General features: G+C 58.1%; 19 protein-coding genes and 1 other RNA gene. 5 read left to right on the plus strand and 15 right to left on the minus strand.

Annotated elements, in window-relative coordinates; genetic code table 11:
* Nucleotides 1-166: 166 nt before the first annotated feature.
* Both blaOXA and BQ4888_RS09025 read right to left on the minus strand, forming a co-directional pair.
* The gene (gene blaOXA / locus BQ4888_RS09020) at nucleotides 167-955 is read right to left on the minus strand and encodes a class D beta-lactamase (protein ID WP_092057121.1); all 789 of its coding nucleotides are present in this window, start codon (nucleotides 953-955) and stop codon (nucleotides 167-169) included.
* Nucleotides 956-1,002: 47 nt separating this feature from the next.
* Complete coding sequence (locus BQ4888_RS09025; RefSeq protein WP_092056586.1) at nucleotides 1,003-1,434, minus strand: acyl-CoA thioesterase; 432 nt, start codon at nucleotides 1,432-1,434, stop codon at nucleotides 1,003-1,005.
* Nucleotides 1,435-1,760: 326 nt separating this feature from the next.
* On the opposite strand from BQ4888_RS09025, the gene BQ4888_RS09030 reads away from it, so the two are divergent.
* Nucleotides 1,761-1,994 carry a hypothetical protein gene (locus BQ4888_RS09030; RefSeq protein ID WP_092056588.1) on the plus strand — a complete coding sequence of 78 codons (234 nt, stop codon included), beginning with the start codon at nucleotides 1,761-1,763 and terminating at the stop codon, nucleotides 1,992-1,994.
* A gap of 55 nt (nucleotides 1,995-2,049) precedes the next feature.
* Nucleotides 2,050-2,277, plus strand: a complete 228-nt coding sequence (locus BQ4888_RS09035) for a hypothetical protein (RefSeq protein ID WP_092056589.1) — start codon at nucleotides 2,050-2,052, stop codon at nucleotides 2,275-2,277.
* A 90-nt stretch (nucleotides 2,278-2,367) separates the two neighbouring features.
* On the opposite strand, the gene BQ4888_RS09040 is transcribed toward BQ4888_RS09035, so the two are convergent.
* Entirely contained in the window at nucleotides 2,368-3,945 is a 1,578-nt protein-coding gene (locus BQ4888_RS09040) for a Ppx/GppA phosphatase family protein (protein WP_092057123.1), read from the minus strand.
* Between the two features lie 259 nt (nucleotides 3,946-4,204).
* Here BQ4888_RS09040 and ppk1 point away from each other — a divergent pair, with 259 nt between their 5' ends.
* Nucleotides 4,205-6,469: a polyphosphate kinase 1 gene (gene ppk1 / locus BQ4888_RS09045; RefSeq protein WP_240746315.1), complete on the plus strand. Its 2,265-nt coding sequence runs from the start codon at nucleotides 4,205-4,207 to the stop codon at nucleotides 6,467-6,469.
* A 197-nt stretch (nucleotides 6,470-6,666) separates the two neighbouring features.
* Here ppk1 and pap read toward each other — a convergent pair whose 3' ends face one another.
* A complete protein-coding gene (pap, locus tag BQ4888_RS09050; RefSeq protein WP_092056591.1) occupies nucleotides 6,667-8,157 on the minus strand; it encodes a polyphosphate:AMP phosphotransferase in 1,491 nt (496 codons plus the stop codon).
* Between the two features lie 163 nt (nucleotides 8,158-8,320).
* On the opposite strand from pap, the gene BQ4888_RS09055 reads away from it, so the two are divergent.
* Both BQ4888_RS09055 and BQ4888_RS09060 read left to right on the plus strand, forming a co-directional pair.
* Nucleotides 8,321-8,506, plus strand: a complete 186-nt coding sequence (locus tag BQ4888_RS09055) for a ferredoxin (protein WP_092056593.1) — start codon at nucleotides 8,321-8,323, stop codon at nucleotides 8,504-8,506.
* Between the two features lie 563 nt (nucleotides 8,507-9,069).
* Nucleotides 9,070-9,579, plus strand: coding sequence for an ATP-binding protein (locus BQ4888_RS09060; protein ID WP_205747987.1), 510 nt, complete (start codon nucleotides 9,070-9,072; stop codon nucleotides 9,577-9,579).
* Between the two features lie 134 nt (nucleotides 9,580-9,713).
* On the opposite strand, the gene BQ4888_RS09065 is transcribed toward BQ4888_RS09060, so the two are convergent.
* The 11 genes from BQ4888_RS09065 to smpB form a co-directional block, all read right to left on the minus strand.
* Nucleotides 9,714-10,388: a virulence RhuM family protein gene (locus BQ4888_RS09065; protein ID WP_092056594.1), complete on the minus strand. Its 675-nt coding sequence runs from the start codon at nucleotides 10,386-10,388 to the stop codon at nucleotides 9,714-9,716.
* Nucleotides 10,385-10,975, minus strand: a complete 591-nt coding sequence (locus BQ4888_RS09070) for a plasmid pRiA4b ORF-3 family protein (protein ID WP_092056596.1) — start codon at nucleotides 10,973-10,975, stop codon at nucleotides 10,385-10,387. Before BQ4888_RS09070 ends, BQ4888_RS09065 begins: the two co-directional genes overlap by 4 nt.
* The gene (locus tag BQ4888_RS09075) at nucleotides 10,975-11,373 is read right to left on the minus strand and encodes a ParB N-terminal domain-containing protein (RefSeq protein WP_092056597.1); all 399 of its coding nucleotides are present in this window, start codon (nucleotides 11,371-11,373) and stop codon (nucleotides 10,975-10,977) included. The genes BQ4888_RS09070 and BQ4888_RS09075 overlap by 1 nt, the downstream gene beginning before the upstream one ends.
* A 123-nt stretch (nucleotides 11,374-11,496) precedes the next feature.
* Complete coding sequence (locus tag BQ4888_RS09080) at nucleotides 11,497-11,829, minus strand: hypothetical protein (RefSeq protein ID WP_092056599.1); 333 nt, start codon at nucleotides 11,827-11,829, stop codon at nucleotides 11,497-11,499.
* A gap of 77 nt (nucleotides 11,830-11,906) precedes the next feature.
* Nucleotides 11,907-12,941 carry a Fic family protein gene (locus BQ4888_RS09085; protein ID WP_092056601.1) on the minus strand — a complete coding sequence of 345 codons (1,035 nt, stop codon included), beginning with the start codon at nucleotides 12,939-12,941 and terminating at the stop codon, nucleotides 11,907-11,909.
* 17 nt (nucleotides 12,942-12,958) lie between these two features.
* Complete coding sequence (locus tag BQ4888_RS09090; RefSeq protein ID WP_092056603.1) at nucleotides 12,959-15,994, minus strand: type I restriction endonuclease subunit R; 3,036 nt, start codon at nucleotides 15,992-15,994, stop codon at nucleotides 12,959-12,961.
* Nucleotides 15,991-16,641 carry a four helix bundle suffix domain-containing protein gene (locus BQ4888_RS09095; protein ID WP_092056605.1) on the minus strand — a complete coding sequence of 217 codons (651 nt, stop codon included), beginning with the start codon at nucleotides 16,639-16,641 and terminating at the stop codon, nucleotides 15,991-15,993. Before BQ4888_RS09095 ends, BQ4888_RS09090 begins: the two co-directional genes overlap by 4 nt.
* A gap of 60 nt (nucleotides 16,642-16,701) precedes the next feature.
* Nucleotides 16,702-17,991: a restriction endonuclease subunit S gene (locus BQ4888_RS09100; RefSeq protein ID WP_205747988.1), complete on the minus strand. Its 1,290-nt coding sequence runs from the start codon at nucleotides 17,989-17,991 to the stop codon at nucleotides 16,702-16,704.
* Nucleotides 17,988-20,117: a type I restriction-modification system subunit M gene (locus tag BQ4888_RS09105; protein ID WP_092056607.1), complete on the minus strand. Its 2,130-nt coding sequence runs from the start codon at nucleotides 20,115-20,117 to the stop codon at nucleotides 17,988-17,990. Before BQ4888_RS09105 ends, BQ4888_RS09100 begins: the two co-directional genes overlap by 4 nt.
* Before the next feature lie 184 nt (nucleotides 20,118-20,301).
* Nucleotides 20,302-20,658: a transfer-messenger RNA gene (ssrA, locus tag BQ4888_RS09110) on the minus strand.
* A gap of 105 nt (nucleotides 20,659-20,763) precedes the next feature.
* Nucleotides 20,764-21,222, minus strand: a complete 459-nt coding sequence (gene smpB / locus BQ4888_RS09115; RefSeq protein ID WP_092056608.1) for an SsrA-binding protein SmpB — start codon at nucleotides 21,220-21,222, stop codon at nucleotides 20,764-20,766.
* Nucleotides 21,223-21,263: the final 41 nt, after the last annotated feature.

Raw genomic sequence — 21,263 nt, forward strand, 5'->3', positions numbered from 1 at the left:
CTGCTTTGCCAATTGGGAACTTACGACCCCTTGTTACCAAGACGCCGCTCCCTTGAGCTACCGGGGTGAACGGACAACTCCCCGGACGGGACTTAAACCCGTTAGATATTCAACTGTTACTGCGTACGGACGGATTTATTTTTGACTGTGAACGCGCAAGGCCACGTCATTCCAGAACTTTAAGTACGACCAGACTGGCTCTACCCAACTCCATCCTCTTGGCGGCATCACTTTCCCGCCTGATGTCCATATTCAGCGCGAAGGAATAGACCTGCTCACCCTTCTCCACCCAGCCCACCCACCAGCCGACACCCGGTTCGGGCGCGTTCTGCCAACCTGTCTTGCCGTAGAGCTTCCAACCCGGCCCCTGCTCCAGAAGAAGAATGTCACGAAGGCTCTGTTGCTGAGTCGCTGCGTAAGGCAATCCACCCTTCGCTAATTTGCCGAGAAATAGAACCTGCTCAACGGCGCTGATCTTCAGCGGCCCCTTCAGCCAGAACCGGTCGACTTGGTCGCCAATCGCCATGTTGCCGTATTCCAGACGCCTGACATGCTCGCCCATGCGTTCAAGACCGATGCGCCGGGCAAGTTCCTGATAGATAGGGACGTTGGAGAGGGCAATGGCGTCGCGCAAGCCCATATCCCTGCCCCAGGACTCGATGAACGGTTGCGCGAGCCCCGTATAGGGCACGATCTCATCGACATGGGCCACCGCGCCGACAGCCAGACCGATCAGAGAATGGGGAATTTTGAAAGTCGATGCGGGAATGAAACGGGTTTGCGCCCGCGATCGATCATGGCCGACATATCGGTCGGCGGCCACATCGTACAGAACAAAGGTGCCCACCACCCCGGCGCTGGTGAAAAGAGCTGCAACTTCGGGACTCTCTTGCCAGTCCCCAGCCTGCGCCCGGAAGGCCGTTACCAACAGCCACAGTAGAAGCCAACGTTTCATGGTGCCCTCGCAGAAAAACGAAGAAAAATCCGAAAACAGGTCAAACACTATTCCGGCACGACTAGCTCCATCCCCTCCCCCGCCGCCAGCAACCGGGCGATTTCGTCGGGCATTTTCGGGCGGCCCCGTTCGTTGAGGGCGGTGCCGATGACTTTTCCCGAAAGGGCCAGTTTGAGATCCGGTTCGCGGTAGATGTCCTGCATAAAAGCGAAACGCACCGGCGAGATGCGTTCCAGGCGGGTGCCGACCCAGAAGCGGTCGCCGCTGGTGAGCGAGGCTTTGTAGTCGAGTTCGGCGCGAACCACCACCAGATTGATACCGCGCCGGGTCAGTTCGGCGAAGTCGATGCCCAGTGTCTTGAGGAATTCGTGCCGGGCATGTTCGAGATAATGCTGGTAGACCGCATTGTTCACCACCCCCTGCATATCGCATTCATAGTCCCGCACCTGGAACTCCAGCCGTGCTGTATATTTTTTCATGACACTTCCCCTTCGTTTCTGCTCTGAGTATAACTGTTATATACACCTAATATTTGAAAAAGATTCCTATGATTACAGCAGATTACGTTGAATATTCCAGATTTTAATTAGTTTACAATGATAAAAAAACGTATATTTCTTCCATACAGAGACCTCGGCCGCAACCCTGTCGCAAAGTCCTCTTCAATCTTCTTTCTTCAATAAAAACATGATGTTAAAAATTATTATAAAATATTTTCCAAGACTGGCATGTTCCTCGCTATATACAAAGACAAAAGCAAAACAAACGGAACCTCGATAACCATAGAACCTAAGAGGAGGACATCATGAAAGCCATCGCCCGTATCGCCGTCGCCACCGCCGCCCTGTCATCCATCGCCACTTCCGCTCTCGCCGCCTCCGGTCGCCCGGATGGCAGCGGTATCCTGATCTGGGTTTTCCTCGGCTTCTGCGGTGTCATCATCGCCGCCCAACTGATCCCGGCCCTGCTCGTTATGTTCGGCATCGCCAAAGGGGTCATGGCTCCCCGCGAGGAAGCCGCCGAGCAGACCAACAAATAATCGGAACCGACTTTAGATCTTACGAAACCAACGAATCCATATAGAGGAGGACACCATGAAAGCCATCGCCCGCATCGCCGCCGCCACCGCCCTTCTTTCGACCGTCGCCACTTCCGCTTTCGCCGCTACCGGCGCCGCTTCCGGCGGGGGATTGCTGATCTGGTTGTTCCTCGGCTTCCTCGGCCTGATCGTCGCCACCCAACTGGTCCCCGCCCTGATGCTGCTGGTCGGCATCGTTCAAGGCGTGACGGGTGGGAGCACCGCCGACCAGTCGACCCGGTAAACGTTCAGAAGGTAACATGGCCCTTAAAAGAGCAACAGCCGAAACGGATTTCCGCTTCGGCTGTTGCTCTTTTGTCTTTCCCGGTGCGGTTCAGTTCTTCACTAACGCGAGCACCAGCTTCCGTTCAAAGGCCTCTTCGAAGAGATCGCCCTTGCTCTGCCCGCCGTAAAGCTCCACCCCGAGATCGCCCTTCCCTGCCAGTCGCAGGGTACAGGTTTTCCCCGTCAGTTCGGCGGTAATCCGCTGCAGGTTGCCGCTGCGACAGCGATCGAGACCATCGGCCAGGCGGAGGATGCCTCCCAGTTGCCGTACCAGCTGCTGGTCTTCGGCGCTCAGCAGGGCGAAGTTCTCATGCTTTTTCTTCGGCAGGGACTTGCGGTGGTAGCGGGCCAGGTTAGCGACGACCTCCTGTTCGCGGGGGGTGAAGCCAAAAAGACCGGCATGACGGATGAGGTGATAGGAATGTTTGTGATGCTTAGCGTAATCGATGAAATAGCCGACGTCATGAAGCAGGGCGGCGGCTTCGAGCAGTTGCCGGGCGCGTTCATCGAGACCGTGCAAGGCGGCGGTGCCGTCGAAGATCTGCAGGGAGAGATCACGCACTGTTTCGGCATGCCCCTCGTCGCTATGGCAGGAGCGGGCGAACTCCTGCACCACCGTCCGCCAGTCCCGCCGCGCCTCGCGTTTTTCCATCAGACCGAGATCATCCAGACTTTTCAAAATCAAGCCCTCGCGTATGCCGCGCTCGTTGATGCGCAACAGGTTGGCGCCGAAGAAGCGCATCAGCTCATCGACCAGGGTCACGCCGGCGATAATGATATCGGCCCGCTCCGGGCTGAGACCGGTGATTTCCCGCCGCTGCCGGGCATCCTTGCGTTCGAGCATGGCCAGCAGATGGACGACCTCGGAACGCAGCACCTCGTAGCCGTGGACGGAGCCGTAGGCTTCCCTGCGCAGGGCCATGACCATGGCGCCGACGGAGTTGAGGGTGCCGCCGGAACCGATGAGACACTGCACGGGAAAATCGGGGGTCGCCAAGGTCTCTTTCAAGGATTGGCGGATATGCTTGCGCAGCCGGGCCAGATCCTTCTCCGGAGCGGGATCGCCGTGGATAAAACGCTCCGTCAGCAGCACCGCCCCCAGTTCCAGGGAATGGATCTCTTCGATGTGCTCGCCGGTGGCGGTCACCATCTCGACGCTGCCGCCGCCGATGTCGATCATGGCGTAGCGGCTGCCGGCCATGTCGAAATGATGGCGGGCGCTCAACGCGGCCAATTCCGCCTCCTGTTCGCCGTCGATGACTTCAATCTCGACCCCGGCGTCCTTCGCCATCGCCGCGACGAACGCCTTGCCGTTGGCGGCCTTGCGCACGGCACTGGTGGCGACGGCGACGAAATGGGTCGCCCCCAGCCCGTCAGCGATCTGCTTCATGCGCTTGAGGGCCTGGGCCGCCCGCTCCCAGGCGGCGGTCGAAATCGAGCCGCTGGCCGCCAGCCCTTCCCCGAGCCGCACCGTCGCTTTTTCGTCGTCGAGTACCCGGTAATCCCCCCCTTCCAGGATTTCAACGACGATGCAACGAATGGAGTTGGTACCGATATCGAGGGCCGCGAGTCGTTGCCCTGAACTCTTTCCCTTGGCGGCGTCACCGCGTACTCCTTGCGGTCTCATACCGTCGACCACGGGAAGTCTTTTCCTGTTTTTTCGTTCATAGAATCACCTTTCCCCAAAAACGAAGCTCTTGATTAATTGCTCATTATATCAGCAAAAACCTGCCGTTATGTTAGAGTTAGATAAATTTTGCGCAAAAATTTTCGAGCATTCCTTTTTTGTGACTTTTTAACAATTTTCTAACAAATCTATGGCAAACTTCAGGTTGAGCGTTTTCCGGAAAGATCCGGATAAGCCTTTTGCCAAAAGGATGATTGCTATGGATACCGCTGAAATGCCCAATTTCCCTTCCGCCTCAGAGCCCGGTCTTTCGGCGGCGGAAAAAGGAAAAAATACGGAGACCGCCTTGACGACCATCCCTTTTCCAAAAGCGCCACCAGAACCGTTCAAGGCCCTGCCCGCCCCCAGCGACCTCGAGTCCGCCGAACTCTATCTGAACCGCGAACTCGCCTGGCTGGAATTCAACCAGCGGGTGTTGCACGAAGCGACGGACCGCCGCACCCCCTTACTGGAACGGATCAAGTTCGCCGCCATCGCCGGGTCGAATCTCGACGAATTTTTCATGAAGCGCATCGGCGGGCTGAAACAGCAGGTCGGCGCCGGGGTGCAGGAACGCACCGTCGACGGCCGCACACCCGAGGAGCAGATCGGCGCCTGCTACGCCTTTATCCGCAGGCACCAGCTCGAAAAACAGCGCCTGCTGAAAATCCTCCTGCGCAAGTTGCGCGACCAGGATATCCACATCCTCCCCTACGACAAACTCGACAAGGCCGAGCAGGAAAAGATCCGGGAAGAGTATTACGACAACATCTTTCCGCTGGTCACGCCCCAGTCCATCGACCCGGCCCATCCCTTCCCCTTTGTCTCCAACCTCTCCCTCAACCTGCTGGTGACCCTGCGTTATCCCAAGGACCGAGAAACTTCCATGGCCCGGGTCAAGGTGCCGATCAGCGCCGGGGCGCCGCGCTTTCTGCGGGTCGGTCGCAAAAACCGCTTCGTGCTCCTCGAAGAAGTGATGGAACAGAACCTCGACATGCTCTTTCCGGGGATGGAAATTCTCCATACCGACCTCTTTCGGGTAACGCGCAACGCCAACACCGAGAAAGCCGAAGAGCACGCCGAAGACCTGCTCGCCCTGATCGAGTCGACCCTGCAACAACGCAAGTTCGCCCCCATCGTGCGCCTCGAAGTGATGCCGGGGATGGATCCGACGCTGCGCGGGCGCCTGGCAGCAGAACTGGGGCTGGACGAAGAGGCCGATGTTTTCATCATCGACGGCATGCTCGGCACCCGCGATCTCTTCGAACTCGCCGCCCTCAACCTCCCCCAGCTCAAGGAGGCCCCGCACCATCCCATCATTCATCCGGCCCTGCAGAACGAACGGAGCATCTTTCACCTGATCCGCGACGCCGGCGCCATCCTGTTGCAGCATCCCTACGAATCCTTTTCCACCTCGGTGGAGCGCTTTCTCAAGGAAGCGGCCCACGACCCCAAGGTGCGGGGAATCAAAATGACCCTCTACCGCACCTCGAGCCGCAGCCCGATTCTCAATGATCTGATCCAGGCGGCGCAGAATGGCAAACAGGTGGCGGTGGTGGTGGAACTCAAGGCGCGCTTCGACGAGGCGGCCAACATCCGCCTCGCCTCGCGGCTGGAGGAAGCAGGCATCCACGTCACCTACGGTGTCGTCGGGCTGAAAACCCACGCCAAAATCATCCTGGTGGTGCGCAACGACTACAACGGCCTGCGCCGCTACGTGCATCTCGGCACCGGCAATTACCATCCGGAAACCTCGCGCCTCTACAGCGACCTGGGCTTGTTGCTCTACGACAAGAACATCGGCCGCGACGCCACCGAACTCTTCAACTATCTGACCACCGGCTTCAGCCCCAGCCGCCGCTACCAAAAGCTGCTGGTCGCGCCGAAGATGCTCAAACGTGGCCTGTTGGAGCGTATCGACCGGGAAATCGCCGGACATTCGGAGAAATCCCCCGGGCAGATCATCTTCAAAATGAACGCCCTCGACGACGCCGACATCGCCCGCGCCCTCTACCGCGCCTCCCGCGCCGGAGTGCGGATCGACCTCATTATCCGCGACAGCTGCCGGGTGCGGCCGGGGATCGCCGGGCTCTCGGAGAACATCCGGGTCATTTCCATCGTCGGCCGCTTTCTCGAACATGCCCGCCTCTATTTCTTCCGCAACGGCGGCGAGGAGGAGTATTTCATCGGCTCGGCCGACGCCATGAAACGCAACCTCGAACATCGCGTCGAAGTGCTGACTCCGGTGGAGAACCCGGGCATCCGCGAGGATTTGCGGCAAATGCTGGACATTCAGCTCAACGATCGCCGCAGCGCCTGGGAACTCAAGTCGGACGGCAGTTACAGCCAGCGGCGGCCGCGCAACACAGAAGAGGCCATCGGCAGCCAGCAACGGCTGATCGAACTGGCGGAAAAGCGCAATCGCGACGCCTCCCGGCTGCGCAAACGCAAGCCGAAAAGCCTCGGCGGCCGCAACCTGCGCTGAGGGAAGGGAGATAACGAAATGGGCGCTTGCCTGAAGGGAAAATCGGAGAACAAGCCGAAGCAGGGACGCTTTCGCTGCGAGCGCTGCGGGGCGGTTTCAAAAAAGGAAAACCACCTCTGCAAACCCGATGAACTGACGAAGAAAGCGGTGAAAAAGCTCGCAGCGAAGAAGGGAAAAGCCGCCAAGGACTAAACGCCTCAGTCTTTCTCCAAGGCCTGTTCGATGCGCTCGACCAACGTTTTGAGGACTTTGACCCGGGCGTAGCGCTTGCTGTTGGCCTCAACCAGGGTCCAGGGGGCGATTTCAGTGCTGGTGCGCTCGACCATGTCGCACACCGCCTCTTCATAAAGGGGCCATTTCTCCCGGTTGCGCCAGTCGTCCTCGGTAATCTTGAAGTTCTTGAAGGGAATCTCTTCCCGCGCCTTGAAACGCCGCAACTGCTCATCCTGATCGATAGCCAGCCAGAATTTGACGACCAGGGTGCGGTTGCGGATCAACTGCTCCTCGAAATCATTGATCTCACCGTAGGCGCGCATCCAGTCAGTCTCGGCGCAAAAACCCTCGACCCGCTCCACCAGCACCCGGCCGTACCAGGAACGGTCGAAGATCACCAGCTTGCCCCGCTCGGGCAGATGTCGCCAGAAGCGCCACAGGTAGGGGTGATCATCCTCCTCGTCCGTCGGCGCAGCGACCTGTACCACCTGGTAGCGCCGGGCGTCGAGCGCCCCCGTCACCCGACGGATGCTCCCCCCCTTCCCGGCCGCGTCGTTCCCCTCGAAGACCGCCACCACCGAAAGCTCGCCAAAGCCCTTCTTGCGGCTCAGCTTGTTGAGCTTTCCCTGCCATTGGGCCAACTGCTCCTCATAATCTTTTTTATCCAGATCGAGGCTCAGATCGAGAGCGCGCAGCACGTTAAGCTCATCGATACGCGGAACCAGGGGCGGCACCGTCACCGCCGGCTGCGGCGGCACCGTCTCGACCGCCAGGCGCTGCCGCAGTGCCTGCAGCAAAGCTTCACCTAAAGTCAGCTCCCGGTAACGGGCATCGTAGCCCTCGATGATCGTCCAGGGTGCCTCCGCAGAACTCGTCTGCCGCAAAGCCCGCTCCGCCACCTGCCGGAACTTACCGTAATGTTTGTGATTGCGCCAGTCGTCCTTGTTTACCCGCCAGCTGGTGGCGGGGTCCTTCTCCAGCTTGTCGAACCGCTTTTTCTGACGCTTTTCCGACAGATGCAGCCAGAACTTGAGGACCAGGGCGCCCTCGTCCACCAGCATCTTCTCGAAACGGTTACCCCGTTCCAGCGCCTGATCCAACTCCGAATTGCCGATACGGTCGTAAACCCGGTCGCGAATCGCCTCGCTGTAGATCGCGTCGAAAAAAATTCCGATCTTCCCCTTCGGCGGCAGCGCCCGCCAGTACCGCCACATGGGCGGCCGCGCCAGATCGGTCTCGGTCGGCTCGCCGGGAGCGTGGGTCTGGATGTGCCGGGGATCCATCCACTCGTTAAGGACGTTAACCGTGTCCCCCTTCCCCGCGCCGTCCATCCCGGCGATGATGATGATCACCGCGAAGCGACGGGCTTCCACCAGCTCCAGCTGGGCTTCGAGCAGTTCCCGGCGCAACCGGGGCAGTTCCTGATTATACCGTTCGGCGTCAATGGCATGACCAAGTTCGGCGGATTCGAACATGACAACCCTCCTCTTTCGGGTAGAATCTTAATTCACTCTGCAAGCATAGCAGAAAACGCGGAATCTGCGGCACGGCGGCCCGACAGAACGATGAGCGAAAGCTGTTGATCATGGTCACCTAACGCCGTCAAGCCCGCCATTCCCCATTTCCCCAGGAGGTCTTATGAAATTCACCGTAAACCAGGATGACTGCATCGGCTGCGGAGCCTGCGAATCGACCTGCCCCGACGTCTTCGAGCTGGTCGATGGCATATCCCATTGCAAACTCGCCGACGTTCCCGCCGACCTGCAAGACTGCGCCCTCTCCGCCGAAGTCGGCTGCCCGGTCCAGGCGATTTCCCACAGCTGAGGCCGGCCCACATCCCGGATACCCTGAGCAAGGGTATCCGGGGTTTCCGCGCCGAAACAATCGATGACGATATAACGGCTGAACCGTAACAACTTCAGTTAATTTTCTGGTTCAGAGCATGTCGAAATGTTCGGTTTTCGGTTCGGTTCCCGCCACCTCCACCGCTAAAACAGAAGGGCGACCCCGTATGGACACTCCCTTCTAAATTGTTGAAGGTAGCGGGAATTCCCGCCCTTCCCTGCGTCGATTTCCCTCGACTCGGTGACGAAATTATCCCTGGCTGTTTTTCCGACATCGTGTCAGCGCTCGCGTTGATTCGATTCCCGCCCTCAAATGGACAAAGGGACGACCCCGAATGGGATCGTCCCTTTGAACTGGTGGAGGGAACGCCGACCTGCCGCAAAACAGTCTCAAAACCAGAGTACCCCGTAACTCCTTGATAATAATGGCCGAAGTCATCTCGCACAACCGCTTCCCGCCAACCTGACCAGAGAAACGATTTTCTCCCCTGATTTCCCGGCACCGGACGAGGGTGACGGGTTTGCAGTTCAGCCGGCCACCGGGTGCGTAAAAGTTCGGTGGTCGATTGGTGTGCCGCGTTCGAGGACGCAGGGCTGCTGTTCAGCGTGAACATCTTTTCCAACTCGCCGACCCGGATCAGCGTCAATCCCCGCAAGGTCTACTGCATCGACCACGCCCTGGTGGCCTCGGTCAGCTCCGGCATCCTCACCAACCGCGACAGCCTGTTGGAGAATCTGGTGTTCACCGCGCTGCGCCGGGTGATGCCGGAGATCTTCTACCACAAGACCCAAACAGGGCGGGAGGTGGACCTTGTCGCGCTGCTGCCAGCGCTGGGTCAAGAACGAGCCATAATGCTGGTTCAGGTCTGCGCCTCGCTGGCCGATTCCCGCGTCAAGCAGAGCGAGGTCCGTTCCCTCTCCGAAGCCATGGTTGAGCTGGCGGTGACAGAGGGGACCATCGTTACCTGGCGTACCGATGAAACCATCCCCGTGGGCTTCGGCACCATCCAGGTCGTGCCGGTCTGGCGGTTTCTGCTAGAGATCGAGCCGTAGAGCTGCTTGATCGGTTACTTGGTCGGTACTTGATCGCTGAGCCGCTGAACCGAGGCGTGTCGCAAGCCATGTCGCGAGTTTGTCGCAAGTTCCCCCCCCAAGTCAGCCCTCAAGTCAGCCCCCAAGTGGCCGACTTATTCTTCCTCCGGTTTTTCCTCTCCGGCGGATTCGATCTGCTTTACCATTCGGTCGAAATCACTTTCAAACAACCGGTCCTGCACGATGCGGTATTTTTCGTATTCGCTTTCGGCATGGGTTTTGGCCAGCTCTGCCGATACCTTTCCCGCGTCCTGCAGAATCTCCCGGATTTTTTCCAGTTGGCGCTCAAAAAACTCATCGGTCAGGTTACCGCCGCGTTTGAGGCGTTCCACATCCATGGTCCAGCCCTGGATGGTGTAATCCTTGACGATCTGGTTGGCCCATTTGCGGAACTGCACCGCCCGCTCATTCTCGATCTTGAAGCCGACGGCGATGATGGCCTGGAGGTTGTAGTGTTCAACCTCGCGTCGGACTTCCCGACTGCCCTCGGTTTGAACTATTAAGTATTGCTTAACAGTTGCCTCCCTCGTCAGCTCGTTGTCGGCAAAAATGCGTTTCAGGTGCTGGTTGATGGCGGGCACCGAGACATCGTAGAGGGTCGCCATCATTTTCTGGGTCAGCCAGATGTTTTCGTCCTCGTAGCGCATTTCCACGCTGGCTTCCGATCCTCCCCCAGCCGCGACAAAGGTCAGATATTCGGCTGCCGAGGAGCGAACAATGGCCTTCTCTTTTTTATGAGGCTTCTGTATTTCCTTATCCTTATTTTTCATTCGATCCCTCCCCAGCCTTGATACCTGTCCCGAGACCAGCGGAGGTATTTCATCAGCTCCCAGCTGATCGATTCGGGTTCAAATCGCTCACTGTCAAAGTTGCCCCCGGACCATTCCGTATAACTTTCGTGTTCCTCGTGATTCGGGTCTTTCAGCGCATTTAAAAATTCAAAGTAACCGGGCACGCCGCCCACATCTTCTGGCGGGCAGGCTCGTTGACCATCAAGGCAGGCCAGTTCCGTTCTCAGTTCAGGATTGGAATAGCGGCTTTCCTCAAGCACAAGTTCATGCTCCCAACCGTCTCCGAAATCATACAGATAGCGGAAAGTGCGCCCTTTCTGTTTGATCAGATCCCCGAGACGATACCTGCCGCACACCAGCCCGTCTTCCTTTGATTCCGGATATTCCGTGTATCGTTTATTCCCGATGGTGAACTCGTGCAGGTGGCTGTCGGTCCAACCCATGACAATCTGGATGACGTCGTGTAGTCGATCCAGCGTGATGCTGGCGGGCACGACAAAACGCCGCCAGATTGATGGTTCGATGTCAAGCAGCTGTATTTTCAGCAGATAAACTCGTTCGCTCATTACTTGCATTCTCCTAAATATTTTTCAAACCTGCGGCACATGCGCTCGAAGGCTTTTAATTCGGCCTGGGTCATCTGGTCGTAATGATCGGGCAGAATACCGTCATCAGCGACCGATTCGCGCAGCTTCTCCAGCGGATCGTCCTGATACTCCTCGTAGAGTGAAACCCTGCTGATAATGGACCCGCCAAGCAACCAGAGATGGCCACGATACTGGACGAAGGTCTTTCGGGCCAATCCCTCGTCATAAAGCGCCTGCAGAAAACCGACAAACCAGGGCAACAGCTTCTTGCCGTAGGCGAGATCCTCTTCAACGCCCATCCAGCTCTTCGGCCACCGGTCGAAATCCGGTGCCCAGGCGCGAAAACTCTCCGCTTCACTGTTCCTGTCGACGCTCATTTGTCTCGCCATAATCCCACTTTGACCAGACGTTGCACCAGGGCTCGGCGGCGCAAGTGTCCGTCCATAAATTTCTAAAATTCCTTTTGAAACGTAGCCTGAGTGGCATGTTGGCTGTAGAACTTACGCAGACTTCACGGCCCGAAAGGCCGAGTCGTCAGCCAGATGCAAATAGATGCGGCCGTTCAGCTCGCCATTTTCAATGACCGCCCAACCCCGACCGCAAACCGGATCGTTTTCCTCCTGCCCAGACCAGGAAAATTCAAAACGTGGCGCATTACCGCATTGCTCCACCCGGCCATCCATATCCCCGGAGACCAGCCCAAACTGAAACTGGCCGGTGCCGTCAGAGCCGATGCGGATGTATCCCGGCACCTCCATGTCGACGTATTCCTGGCCCCAGACCTCCATCTCGACGATGCGCCATTTCCCGGTAAACGGTTTCATCTGCTTCATAGGATGCCTTTCTGGTTACCTCACTCTGGCCCACCAAGGTGTCACAGCCCATGTCATAGCGTTGTCACAGCTCGGTGTCACAAGCCGTGTCGCGAGTCTGTCGCAAGTTTTCCACCGCCGTGTCGGGCCATCACTTGACGGCCCTTGTCGGTCAGACGGTATTTCTGCTTGCTGCTGCGCGGCTTGTCGGGGATGGTCATTTCAATCAGACCGGCATCCAGAGCCGGGAGCAGATAGGCCTTGCGGAAATGCTCATCATCTTTCAGCCCGAGCGCCTCTTTGAGCTGTTGCCGGGTCATCTCTCCGGCAAGAACTGAGAGCAGTCGAACTTCCGGGGTGACTTCCGGCGCTACTTCCGGGGTCGAGCTGGTCACCGTATCCAGAATCATCCGCAGCATGAATGCGATGAAGGGCGCCGAATTGGTCTTTTGGGTGCTTTCCTGAATGGCTTGGTAGTACTCGGCTTGATGCTCGAAGATCAGGCTTTCCACCGGGATGTCGACGAACAGGGGATTCCTGCGGGCCAGGATCAGGCTCTGCCACAGCCGCCCCATGCGGCCGTTGCCGTCGGCGAAGGGATGGATGAACTCGAATTCGTAGTGAAAGACCGAACTGGCGATGAGCGGATGGGCGTCGGTGGCGGCCAGCCAGCCGAAGAGGTCACCCATCAGTTGCGGCACCCGGTCGGCGGGCGGGGCCATGTGGATCACCTCTTGGCCCGCCATCACGCCCACGCCGCCATGCCGATACAGCCCTGTCTCGTCGATCAGGCCGGACATGAGTATCCGGTGCGCCTCCAGCAGATCCTTTTCCGATGAGGGTTTCCAGGTGTCGAACTGGTCGTAGGCGGCCAGGGCGTTCTTCACCTCATGCACCTCGCGGGGCGGGGCGATGACCCGCTTGCCCTCAAGAATCGCTGTAATCTGCGCCTCGCTCAGGGTGTTGCCTTCGATGGCCAGCGAACCGCGAATGGTGCGGATACGATTGATACGCCTTAGCCGCAAGGCTCTCGCCTGATCGGTGAGCACGGTCAATCGCCCGATGGCCTCGCTGATTGCAGCGACCCGGTTCAGGATCTCGGGAGTGATGGTGTAGGGTGGCTGATATTTCATCTTGTCTCCCTTTCGCATCACGTCTTCGGATAGACAATGCTGTCTTTCGAACCACCCAGCCGGTCATAAACCTGACTACCCAGCCATTTGGAAACCACATCCTGCAGTTCCGGTTTGCTCATGTAATCGGTAAACAGCTCCTCATTGAGCTCCATGCGTTCGATAAACAGAGACTCCAGCACCTGGCGGAACACCAACTGGAACTTGTCGAGGGAGTTTACTTCGGCGGCTTTGCGCAAGGATTCGTTCTGGCTTGCTGCCTCGGCGATCTGATCGAAGAAAAGCTGATCCGCTTCGCTCAACTCGGCACCGAAACGCTCGTTGATGATGTCGATGAGGCGGGAGAGCGTTACGTATTCTTCGCGAACCTCTCCGGTGCCTACCTCACGCGGCCCGTCGAGCGGCTTGGCATACCCCTCGGCCAGATTGATCGAGCCTTCACTGATCTTCTGCAGCCGGTAGTAGTCAAGCTCCACCTCTTCATCGAACTGGTATCCCGGCCCGGTCTTGCGCTTGGGCAGTTTCAAGGCCAGGTGGCGCAGATAGGTAAAGAGCTTTTCCAAATCGCTGTCCTGATAGGGAATCACCTGACTCAAAAAGCTGTAGAGATTGCGAAACGCCTGGGTTTTGCCGCGCCACAGCTCGGCCTCGTCCTCTTCGTCGTTTTGTAGCTGGGCAAAGCGGGCCACCGCCTGATCAAGCAGGGCATTCATGTTCTTATGGTCGGCCGGGCTTTGGCGGCGCTTGGGCGCAAAGAAGATGCGCGAGAATCCATCCACCTCGTCTTGCAGGTAGATGCCCGACCCGTCCAGCTCGGCTTTCACCTCGTACAGCCGATCCGGATCGACTTCCTCGCCCATGACCGAACCGTCGTAATATTGGCGAAACGCCTCCTGAATGTCGTCCGGGTCGTTGACGAAATCGAGCACAAAGGTGTCGTCCTTCAGCGGATGGGTACGGTTCAGGCGCGAGAGGGTCTGCACCGCCTGAATTCCGGCCAACCGCTTGTCCACGTACATGGTATGCAACAACGGCTGGTCGAAGCCCGTCTGGTACTTCTCCGCCACCAGCAGCACCCGATAATCGGGCTTGGCAAAGGTCTCGGGCAGTTCCTTTTCCTTCAGGCCGTGATTCATCTCAACTTCGGTATAGGTCTTCTCGGGCACCTTGTCGTCTTCCACCGTGCCGGAAAAGGCCACCAGGCTCTTGATGGGATAGCCCTTTTCGCTGATATAGCGGTCGAACTCCTGCTTGTAGCGCACCGCCTCCAGGCGCGAACCGGTGACCACCATCGCCTTGGCGTGGCCGCCGATCTTGTGGCGGGTATGCTGCTGGAAGTGCTCAACCATCACCTCGGTCTTCTGGCCGATGTTGTGCGGATGCAGACGCATGAAGCGCGCCAGCGCCCGGGCCGCCTTCTTGCGCTCGACGTTGGGATCGTCCTCGGCTTTCTTGATCAGCTTGTAGTAGGTCTTGTAGCTGACGTAGCTCTTCAGCATATCCTCGATGAAGCCTTCCTCGATGGCCTGACGCATGATGTAGCGGTGGAAGGGTTCGCCATTTCGGCCGAAGATGGCCAGGGTTTTATGCTTGGGGGTGGCGGTGAAGGCGAAGAAACTCATATTGGGCTGACGGCCGCGCTTGGCCATGGCGCGAAACAGCCGCTCCAGCTCCGCTTCGCCTTCCTCTTGCGCTGCTTCACGGGCCTTGCGGATCAGCTCGGCACCACCCAGCACGCCTTTGAGTTCGGTGGCCGTCTCCCCCGACTGGGAGCTGTGTGCTTCGTCGATGATCACCGCGTATTTGCGCGTCGGTAGATGGCTGCTGCCTTCACCGCGCTCCTCGGCCATTTTCATCAGCTGGCTGGAGACGAAGGGGAATTTCTGCAAGGTGGTGATGATGATCGGCACGCCCGATTCCAGCGCCTCGGCCAGTTGCCGCGAGTCCTCGTCGATCTTCTGTACCACACCCTGACGGTGGTCGAACTGGTAGATGGTGTTCTGCAACTGGCGGTCGAGCACCACCCGGTCGGTGATCACCACCACGCTGTCGAAGATACGCTCGTCCCGCTCGTTGTGCAGGGAGGAAAGCCGGTGGGCCAGCCAGCCGATGGTGTTGCTCTTGCCGCTCCCCGCCGAGTGTTCCACCAGATAGTTATGCCCGACGCCCTCGCTGCCCGCCGCCGCCACCATCTGCCGCACCGCCTGCAACTGGTGGTAGCGGGGAAAGATCATCGTCTCCTTGCGCACCTTCTTGCCATCGTCGCTGACCTTCTCGTCAATATCCAGATGAAGGAAGCGCGCCAGCAGATCCAGCAGGCTGTCGCGCTGCAAAACTTCTTCCCACAGGTAGGCGGTCTTGTAGTTGCGGCCTTGCTTGTCCGGCTCATTGCCCGCCCCGCCATCCCAGCCCTTGTTGAAGGGCAGAAAATGGGTGCTGGTCCCGGCCAGGCGCGTGGTCATGTGGGCCTCTTCGGTATCCACGGCGAAATGCACCAGAGTGCGCTTGGTAAAAAGGAAGATCGGCTCGCGCGGGTCGCGGTCGTGGCGGTATTGGTGAATGGCATTGGCCGCCGTCTGGCCGGAGAGGGGATTTTTCAGCTCAAGCGTCACCACCGGGATGCCGTTGACCGACAACGCCACATCCAGTGATTTCTTGTTCTTGCCGCTGAAATAAAGCTGCCGGGTGATGCCCAGCCGGTTGGCGCGGTAGCGCGCTTCAAGTTCCGGGTTGAGGCCGTGAGCCGGGCGGAAAAAGGCGATGCGCAGGGTTTTGCCGAAGCATTTGAAGCCGTGGCGCAGGGTGGTCAGCGCGCCGTGGGTGTCGAGCCATTTGGTGAGCGCCTGCAACACCCGCGCGCCGGTCTCCGCGCCGTGCAGGGCTTCGAGTTTCTCCCAGGTCTTGGCTTGGGTCTCGCGGATGAAGGTCAGCGCCTCGTCGGGGAAGATGGCCCGTTCGGTGTCGAAAGCGCCTGAGGCCAGTTTGTTGTAACCGTCATTCAGCAACACCGCTTCGATGGCGGTTTCAAAGGCGGCTTCGGAGGTTTGTTTCATCGTTGGGTTCTCCGTTTGGCGGTGCGCACCCGGTAAAGGCGCTCGGTAAAGCCGCCTTCGTTTTCAAAATCGGCAGCCAACCGGGCAACCTGTCGATCAAGCAGAGAACAGGCCACGGCCAACAGGGTCAGGGCGGCGTTGGCCGACAGTTCGGGGTAAAGCTCGGTGGACTTCGTTGACATTGTGGACACCGTGGACGCTTCAGAGACTTGTCCACCCTGTCCAGATTGTCCACTGGGTCCACCTGACCGACTCACCGCCACCACCCACCTTGCCACCTCATCGGCGGTTTCACACCGCCGGTCGATCAACGCCTGCCGTAGCGGATTTTCGCGCTGCCACTGCGCCAGCCCCCGTTGGCGCAGAAAATCTTCGTAGTCGAGCTTCAGTTCTTCCAGGCTGGCACGGGCCACCTGAGTCAGTTTCAGTTCCATTTTCTTCAAGGTGGCCGAGGCCTGCGAACCCTCGGCGATGTTCTGCACCCCGCTGCGCGCCGCCTGCACCATCTGGTCATGGGTGCGACTGCGTTTGCTGATGTATTTGTCGCAAAAGCGCACCGTTACATCATAGACCAGCTGCGCCACCTGAAAACTCTTCAGCTTGCGGTAGCCGCCATGCTTGGGAATCAAGGTTTCCTGCTCGGTCATCTCTCCCTCCACCAGGGGCCACTCAGTCCACAACGTCCACTGCGTCAACCAAAGCCCCGTTCACGCCGCCATCTCCTCGACTGAAATCTGCCCAGTTACGGCGGCGGTGATCAAGGCGGCGCGGCGTTCCTTGGCCAAGGAAATCGACTGCTGCATCACTCCAGCAAGCTCTTTGGTTTTGTGCTGGCTCTCTTCCACGGCGGCAATGATGTTTCGTTGATCATCATGAGGCGGAACAGGTAAGCGCATTTCAAAAAAATTCTCGGGATACAGCCTGAGACGAGACGACCAGACACCTTTCGACCAACGATTAACTTCGGCGACAAAGGGTTTGGAACGGCACAGCAGTTCGACGAACTCTGGCAGCAATAAACCTTTGGATGTGTAGACGTGGTAATCGGGGCTGACTATACCCTCAAGCGAGCTGATCCCCATCGCGCCCATCCAGCCCCACAAGGTATTGATAACCAGATCGCCGGGATAGCAGAGTTTGTAGCCCGCTTTGTCATCAGCCTGAAACATGTAAACGTCTTTTTCAGAACGTGGGGTAACACCCGTTATGTGCGATACGGTTAACAGTTCCTCAAGACCGGATTCAGAGCGTTGATCACGCACAGAAAATAAGTTCTTTGCCCGTTCAACCGTCCAATGCTTGGGAATATCTCCCAGCCAGTCGAGGCCGGAGGGTTTGAGGGGGGCGTTGGGGTCGAGGCCGCGGGTGACGGCGCGGCTGATGAGGGCGGCGCGCTTTTCTTCCAGCAGGGCCAGCATCTTTTCCTTTTCCGCCACCAGCGCATCGATGCGCGCGGTTTCGCGGTCGAGGTAGTCGGCGATCAGGCGTTGGGTTTCGAGCGATGGCAAAGGGATAAGTGCATTACCAATGGCACCCTTCGGCAAGCCATATCTTGTGACTCCAGTTGCCTCCAATTCCAATTGGAGCGCAACAGGCCGTGACTGAACACAACGGAAAAGAAATCGTCCCTCAAGCAAGCCGCTGTTTGGGCGCATGAAGGCGAGGTGATAGCCACAAATAAAGTCTTCCGCTGTGGCTTCAACATATGCCGGGATACCAATGTCGTCCCAAGATTCGGAGTCCTTAGTAATGACGACATCACCAACCTCAAGATGAAATTTCTCGATCTCATCTTCTGTGGCAGTGGCCACCATTAGTTCGAGCTCGGGAGATACGCGGTCATTTTTGTATACGTCCGTGTAATTGCAGAGGCGAACCGGAATTTCATCTTCGATAGAATGCTTATCGACATTGCTTACCGTGTAATAACAGGCCGCCTTTAATGGAACAGTTCGCCAACCGCTAGGCAGAGTCGAGAGCAGTTCGGTGGCTTTCACTCTGTCACCTCCCGCAGCAATCCCATAATCCGTTTCTCCACCGCCTCCAGCTCCGCATCGATCTCGGCCAGCGGCCTCGGCGGCTGGTACCGGAAGAATTCGCGGTTGAAGTTGATCTCGTACCCCACCTTCCCGATGCCGCCGTCCTGCTCATCGAGGGTGTCGCGGTCGATCCAGGCGTCCGCCACATAGGGGCGCACCTCGCGCAGCACGTAGCTGATCACGTCTTCCTTGAGCGGGATGTTTTCAGAGTCCTTCAGGTTGGAGTCAGCCTCGTACTCGACATATTTCCCTTTACCGGCCGGGTTGAGTCCCAGCAGGGCTTTCAGCTCATCGGGCGCAAGCTCGGGCAGGGTTTGGCCGGGTAACAACGCTTCGATATCCAGCGCGACTTCCTTGTGCACCTTGGCGATAACCGCCTCGGCCTCTGGGTCTACCTCGGTAAAGGCATCACGGAAGTTCTTTTTCTGTGCCGTGCCCTTGGCTCCCTTGGCCCAGCCTTCGACATCGTCGGGCAACCGTTTGACGATCGTCTGCACCTCGTCCCAAACCTGATTCCAGTCGTCATGTGCTTCGTTGCCGAGCACCTCTTCTATGGCCAGCACGGCGTCGAGCAGCTCGGGGCAGGTGTCGAGGTAGCGTTCCTTGGCCTCCTGGGTGATCTGGAATTTCAGGCGCAGTGGACGCAGGATGGTAACGCGGCGGTAGCCGAAATCGGCGTTGTCGAAAATCTTGCTGGTCTTCGATTCCGTCAATGCGCCATGTTCGCGGGTCACTTCATCAATGGCCTTTTCATCCAGCCAGCGGCGCTTGTTGCCGAGGCTGCGTTTCATCGGCGTCCAGCGCTCGCGGGCGTCGATCAATTGGATACTGCCCTTGCGGTGCTTTTCCTTACGGTTGCTGAGCACCCAGACGAAGGTACCGATGCCGGTGTTGTAGAACATCTGCTCGGGCAGGGCGACGATGGCCTCCAGCCAGTCGTGCTCGATGATCCAGCGGCGAATTTCGCTTTCACCGCTGCCCGCGCCGCCGGTGAAGAGCGGCGAGCCGTTGAAGACGATGGCGATGCGCGAGCCGGGCTTGTCGCGGTTACCCGACTGCCACGGCTGGAACTTGGCAATCATGTGGATCAGAAAGAGCAGTGCGCCGTCGTTGATGCGTGGTAGCTTGCCGGTGTAGCCGCGAAAGTGGGGCCAGCGGTCGATCTCCTTCTTCTCCCCCTTCCAGTCCACGCCAAAGGGCGGGTTGGCCAGCAGGTAGTCGAAGCGCATGTCGGAGAACTGGTCGTTGATCAGGGTATTGCCGTATTCGATGCGGCTGTCCTTGTGCCCCTTGATCAGCAGGTCGGAGGCGGCGACGGCGTAGGAGCGCGGGTTGTAGTCCTGACCGTAGACCTTGACCGTGGCCTGCTCGTTGTGGGCGCGCAGCCAGTTCTGACTTTCGGCCAGCATGCCGCCGGTGCCGCAGGCCGGGTCGCAGATGGTGACAATCTTGCCCGCCTGGGTGAGCACCTGGGTATCGGGCTCCAGCAACAGGTTGACCATCAGGCGAATGACCTCGCGCGGGGTGAAGTGGTCACCGGCTGTCTCGTTGGCCGCCTCATTGAAACGCCGGATCAGGTCTTCGAACACCAGCCCCATGGTGATGTTGTCTACATGGCGGGGGTGCAGGTCGATTTCGGTGAACTGTGAAACCACCTGATAGAGGCGGTTGGCCTCTTCGAGTTTGGCGATTTCCTGATCGAACTCAAAGCGCTCAAAAATCTTCTGAATGTTCTCGGAAAACCCTTTGATGTAGCCCACGAGGTGCTGGCCGATATTGTCCGGATCACCCTTGAGTTTGCGGAAATCGAGCTGGCTGTGATTGTGAAAACCCAGCGGTTTGCCGTCCTCGTCCTTGGCCAGTTCGTTCAGCACCCGGTCCACCAGTTGCGGGTCTTTGTCCTTCAAGGTCTCGTAGCGTTTGAGCACCGCCTCCTTGGTGGGGGCGAGTACCGCATCGAAACGGCGTAGCACAGTTAACGGCAGCATGACCCGTTCGTACTGTGGCGGACGGTACGGCCCGCGCAGCAGGTCGGCCACGGACCAGATGAAATTCGCCAGTTGCTGAAAATTGCCTGGGGTCATGGATGAATATCCTTGTTATCGAGTTTCAACTTGCCGAAGTATAGATCCAAGCGGAACACGTAAGTCGTTTCAACGAATTAGAAAGCCTCCCGAGCACACGCGATGAAATATAGCACCCGCCACAAGAGGGGGGAAAGCAATAAAAAACAAGAGGGCCACCTGGAAACAGGTGACCCTCTTGAACTGGTGGAGGTGGCGGGAATCGAACCCGCGTCCGAAAATCTTTCACGTAAGGCTTCTACATGCGTAGTCCGTGTATTGGATTTAACCGATCAAGGCTCCCATGGACAGGATACTTGAACGGCGATTCTGCTTTGATTTCGCCTTTGCGCCACAGACCTTCACAAAAGCTAGCCCACTAAATTGACGTCTTCAAACCTACGCAGGCACTCGGCCTGAAGACGTGGCAGCAATTAAGCTGCCAGTGCGTACGAAACGTCAGTGTCGGCGTTTGTATTGATGCCAGTTTTTTAACGAGGCCAACTGGCGTCCCCGGCATGCCACCTTCGCTTCCAATCCCCGTCGAAACCTGGGCACCCCCTTTTAGAAACAGTGATTAGTGATTGGTTGTTGGTAATTGGTTGCTTTCGGTTTTTCTCGAAAGTGTTTTCAGTATCGCACAAAACTGTCGAAGAAACCAGCGTTTTTATCCGCGCGAATGGTCGCGGATGGCGCGGGCGGTTTCGCGGCTGTGCTGTTTTTCCTTGAGGGTCTCGCGCTTGTCGTGGAGCTTCTTGCCGCGGCCGATGCCGATTTCGAGTTTGGCCCGGCTCTCCTTGAAATAGATCTTGGTCGGCACCAGCGACAGGCCCCGCTCCTCAACCTTGCGGGTCAGCTTGGCGATTTCTTCCTGATGCAGCAGCAACTTGCGTACCCGGGTGGGATCGTGGTTTTCGCGGTTCCCCTGCTCGTAGGGACTGATGTTCATGTTGTTGATGAAGACCTCGCCGTCCTTGATGCGGCAGAAGGCCTCCTTGAGATTGACCTTCCCCTGGCGCAGGGATTTCACTTCGGTGCCGGTGAGCACCAGTCCGGCCTCGTAGACTTCGTCGATGAAGTATTCGTGATAGGCCTTTTTGTTGGTGGCGATGATTTTGATGCCCATCGGGTCGCTTCTTCCAGTGAATGCGCCGGTTTGCGCTCGGC

The sequence above is a fragment of the Desulfuromonas acetexigens genome (assembly GCF_900111775.1).
GTDB classification, from domain to species: domain Bacteria; phylum Desulfobacterota; class Desulfuromonadia; order Desulfuromonadales; family Trichloromonadaceae; genus Trichloromonas; species Trichloromonas acetexigens.

What these genes read in the sequence shown, in the direction of transcription:
- blaOXA (WP_092057121.1), bottom strand. Translation starts at nt 955, where the DNA reads ATGAAACGTTGGCTTCTACTGTGGCTGTTGGTAACGGCCTTCCGGGCG.
- BQ4888_RS09025 (WP_092056586.1), bottom strand. Translation starts at nt 1,434, where the DNA reads ATGAAAAAATATACAGCACGGCTGGAGTTCCAGGTGCGGGACTATGAA.
- BQ4888_RS09030 (WP_092056588.1), top strand. Translation starts at nt 1,761, where the DNA reads ATGAAAGCCATCGCCCGTATCGCCGTCGCCACCGCCGCCCTGTCATCC.
- BQ4888_RS09035 (WP_092056589.1), top strand. Translation starts at nt 2,050, where the DNA reads ATGAAAGCCATCGCCCGCATCGCCGCCGCCACCGCCCTTCTTTCGACC.
- BQ4888_RS09040 (WP_092057123.1), bottom strand. Translation starts at nt 3,945, where the DNA reads ATGAGACCGCAAGGAGTACGCGGTGACGCCGCCAAGGGAAAGAGTTCA.
- ppk1 (WP_240746315.1), top strand. Translation starts at nt 4,205, where the DNA reads ATGGATACCGCTGAAATGCCCAATTTCCCTTCCGCCTCAGAGCCCGGT.
- pap (WP_092056591.1), bottom strand. Translation starts at nt 8,157, where the DNA reads ATGTTCGAATCCGCCGAACTTGGTCATGCCATTGACGCCGAACGGTAT.
- BQ4888_RS09055 (WP_092056593.1), top strand. Translation starts at nt 8,321, where the DNA reads ATGAAATTCACCGTAAACCAGGATGACTGCATCGGCTGCGGAGCCTGC.
- BQ4888_RS09065 (WP_092056594.1), bottom strand. Translation starts at nt 10,388, where the DNA reads ATGAAAAATAAGGATAAGGAAATACAGAAGCCTCATAAAAAAGAGAAG.
- BQ4888_RS09070 (WP_092056596.1), bottom strand. Translation starts at nt 10,975, where the DNA reads ATGAGCGAACGAGTTTATCTGCTGAAAATACAGCTGCTTGACATCGAA.
- BQ4888_RS09075 (WP_092056597.1), bottom strand. Translation starts at nt 11,373, where the DNA reads ATGAGCGTCGACAGGAACAGTGAAGCGGAGAGTTTTCGCGCCTGGGCA.
- BQ4888_RS09080 (WP_092056599.1), bottom strand. Translation starts at nt 11,829, where the DNA reads ATGAAGCAGATGAAACCGTTTACCGGGAAATGGCGCATCGTCGAGATG.
- BQ4888_RS09085 (WP_092056601.1), bottom strand. Translation starts at nt 12,941, where the DNA reads ATGAAATATCAGCCACCCTACACCATCACTCCCGAGATCCTGAACCGG.
- BQ4888_RS09090 (WP_092056603.1), bottom strand. Translation starts at nt 15,994, where the DNA reads ATGAAACAAACCTCCGAAGCCGCCTTTGAAACCGCCATCGAAGCGGTG.
- BQ4888_RS09095 (WP_092056605.1), bottom strand. Translation starts at nt 16,641, where the DNA reads ATGACCGAGCAGGAAACCTTGATTCCCAAGCATGGCGGCTACCGCAAG.
- BQ4888_RS09105 (WP_092056607.1), bottom strand. Translation starts at nt 20,117, where the DNA reads ATGACCCCAGGCAATTTTCAGCAACTGGCGAATTTCATCTGGTCCGTG.
- smpB (WP_092056608.1), bottom strand. Translation starts at nt 21,222, where the DNA reads ATGGGCATCAAAATCATCGCCACCAACAAAAAGGCCTATCACGAATAC.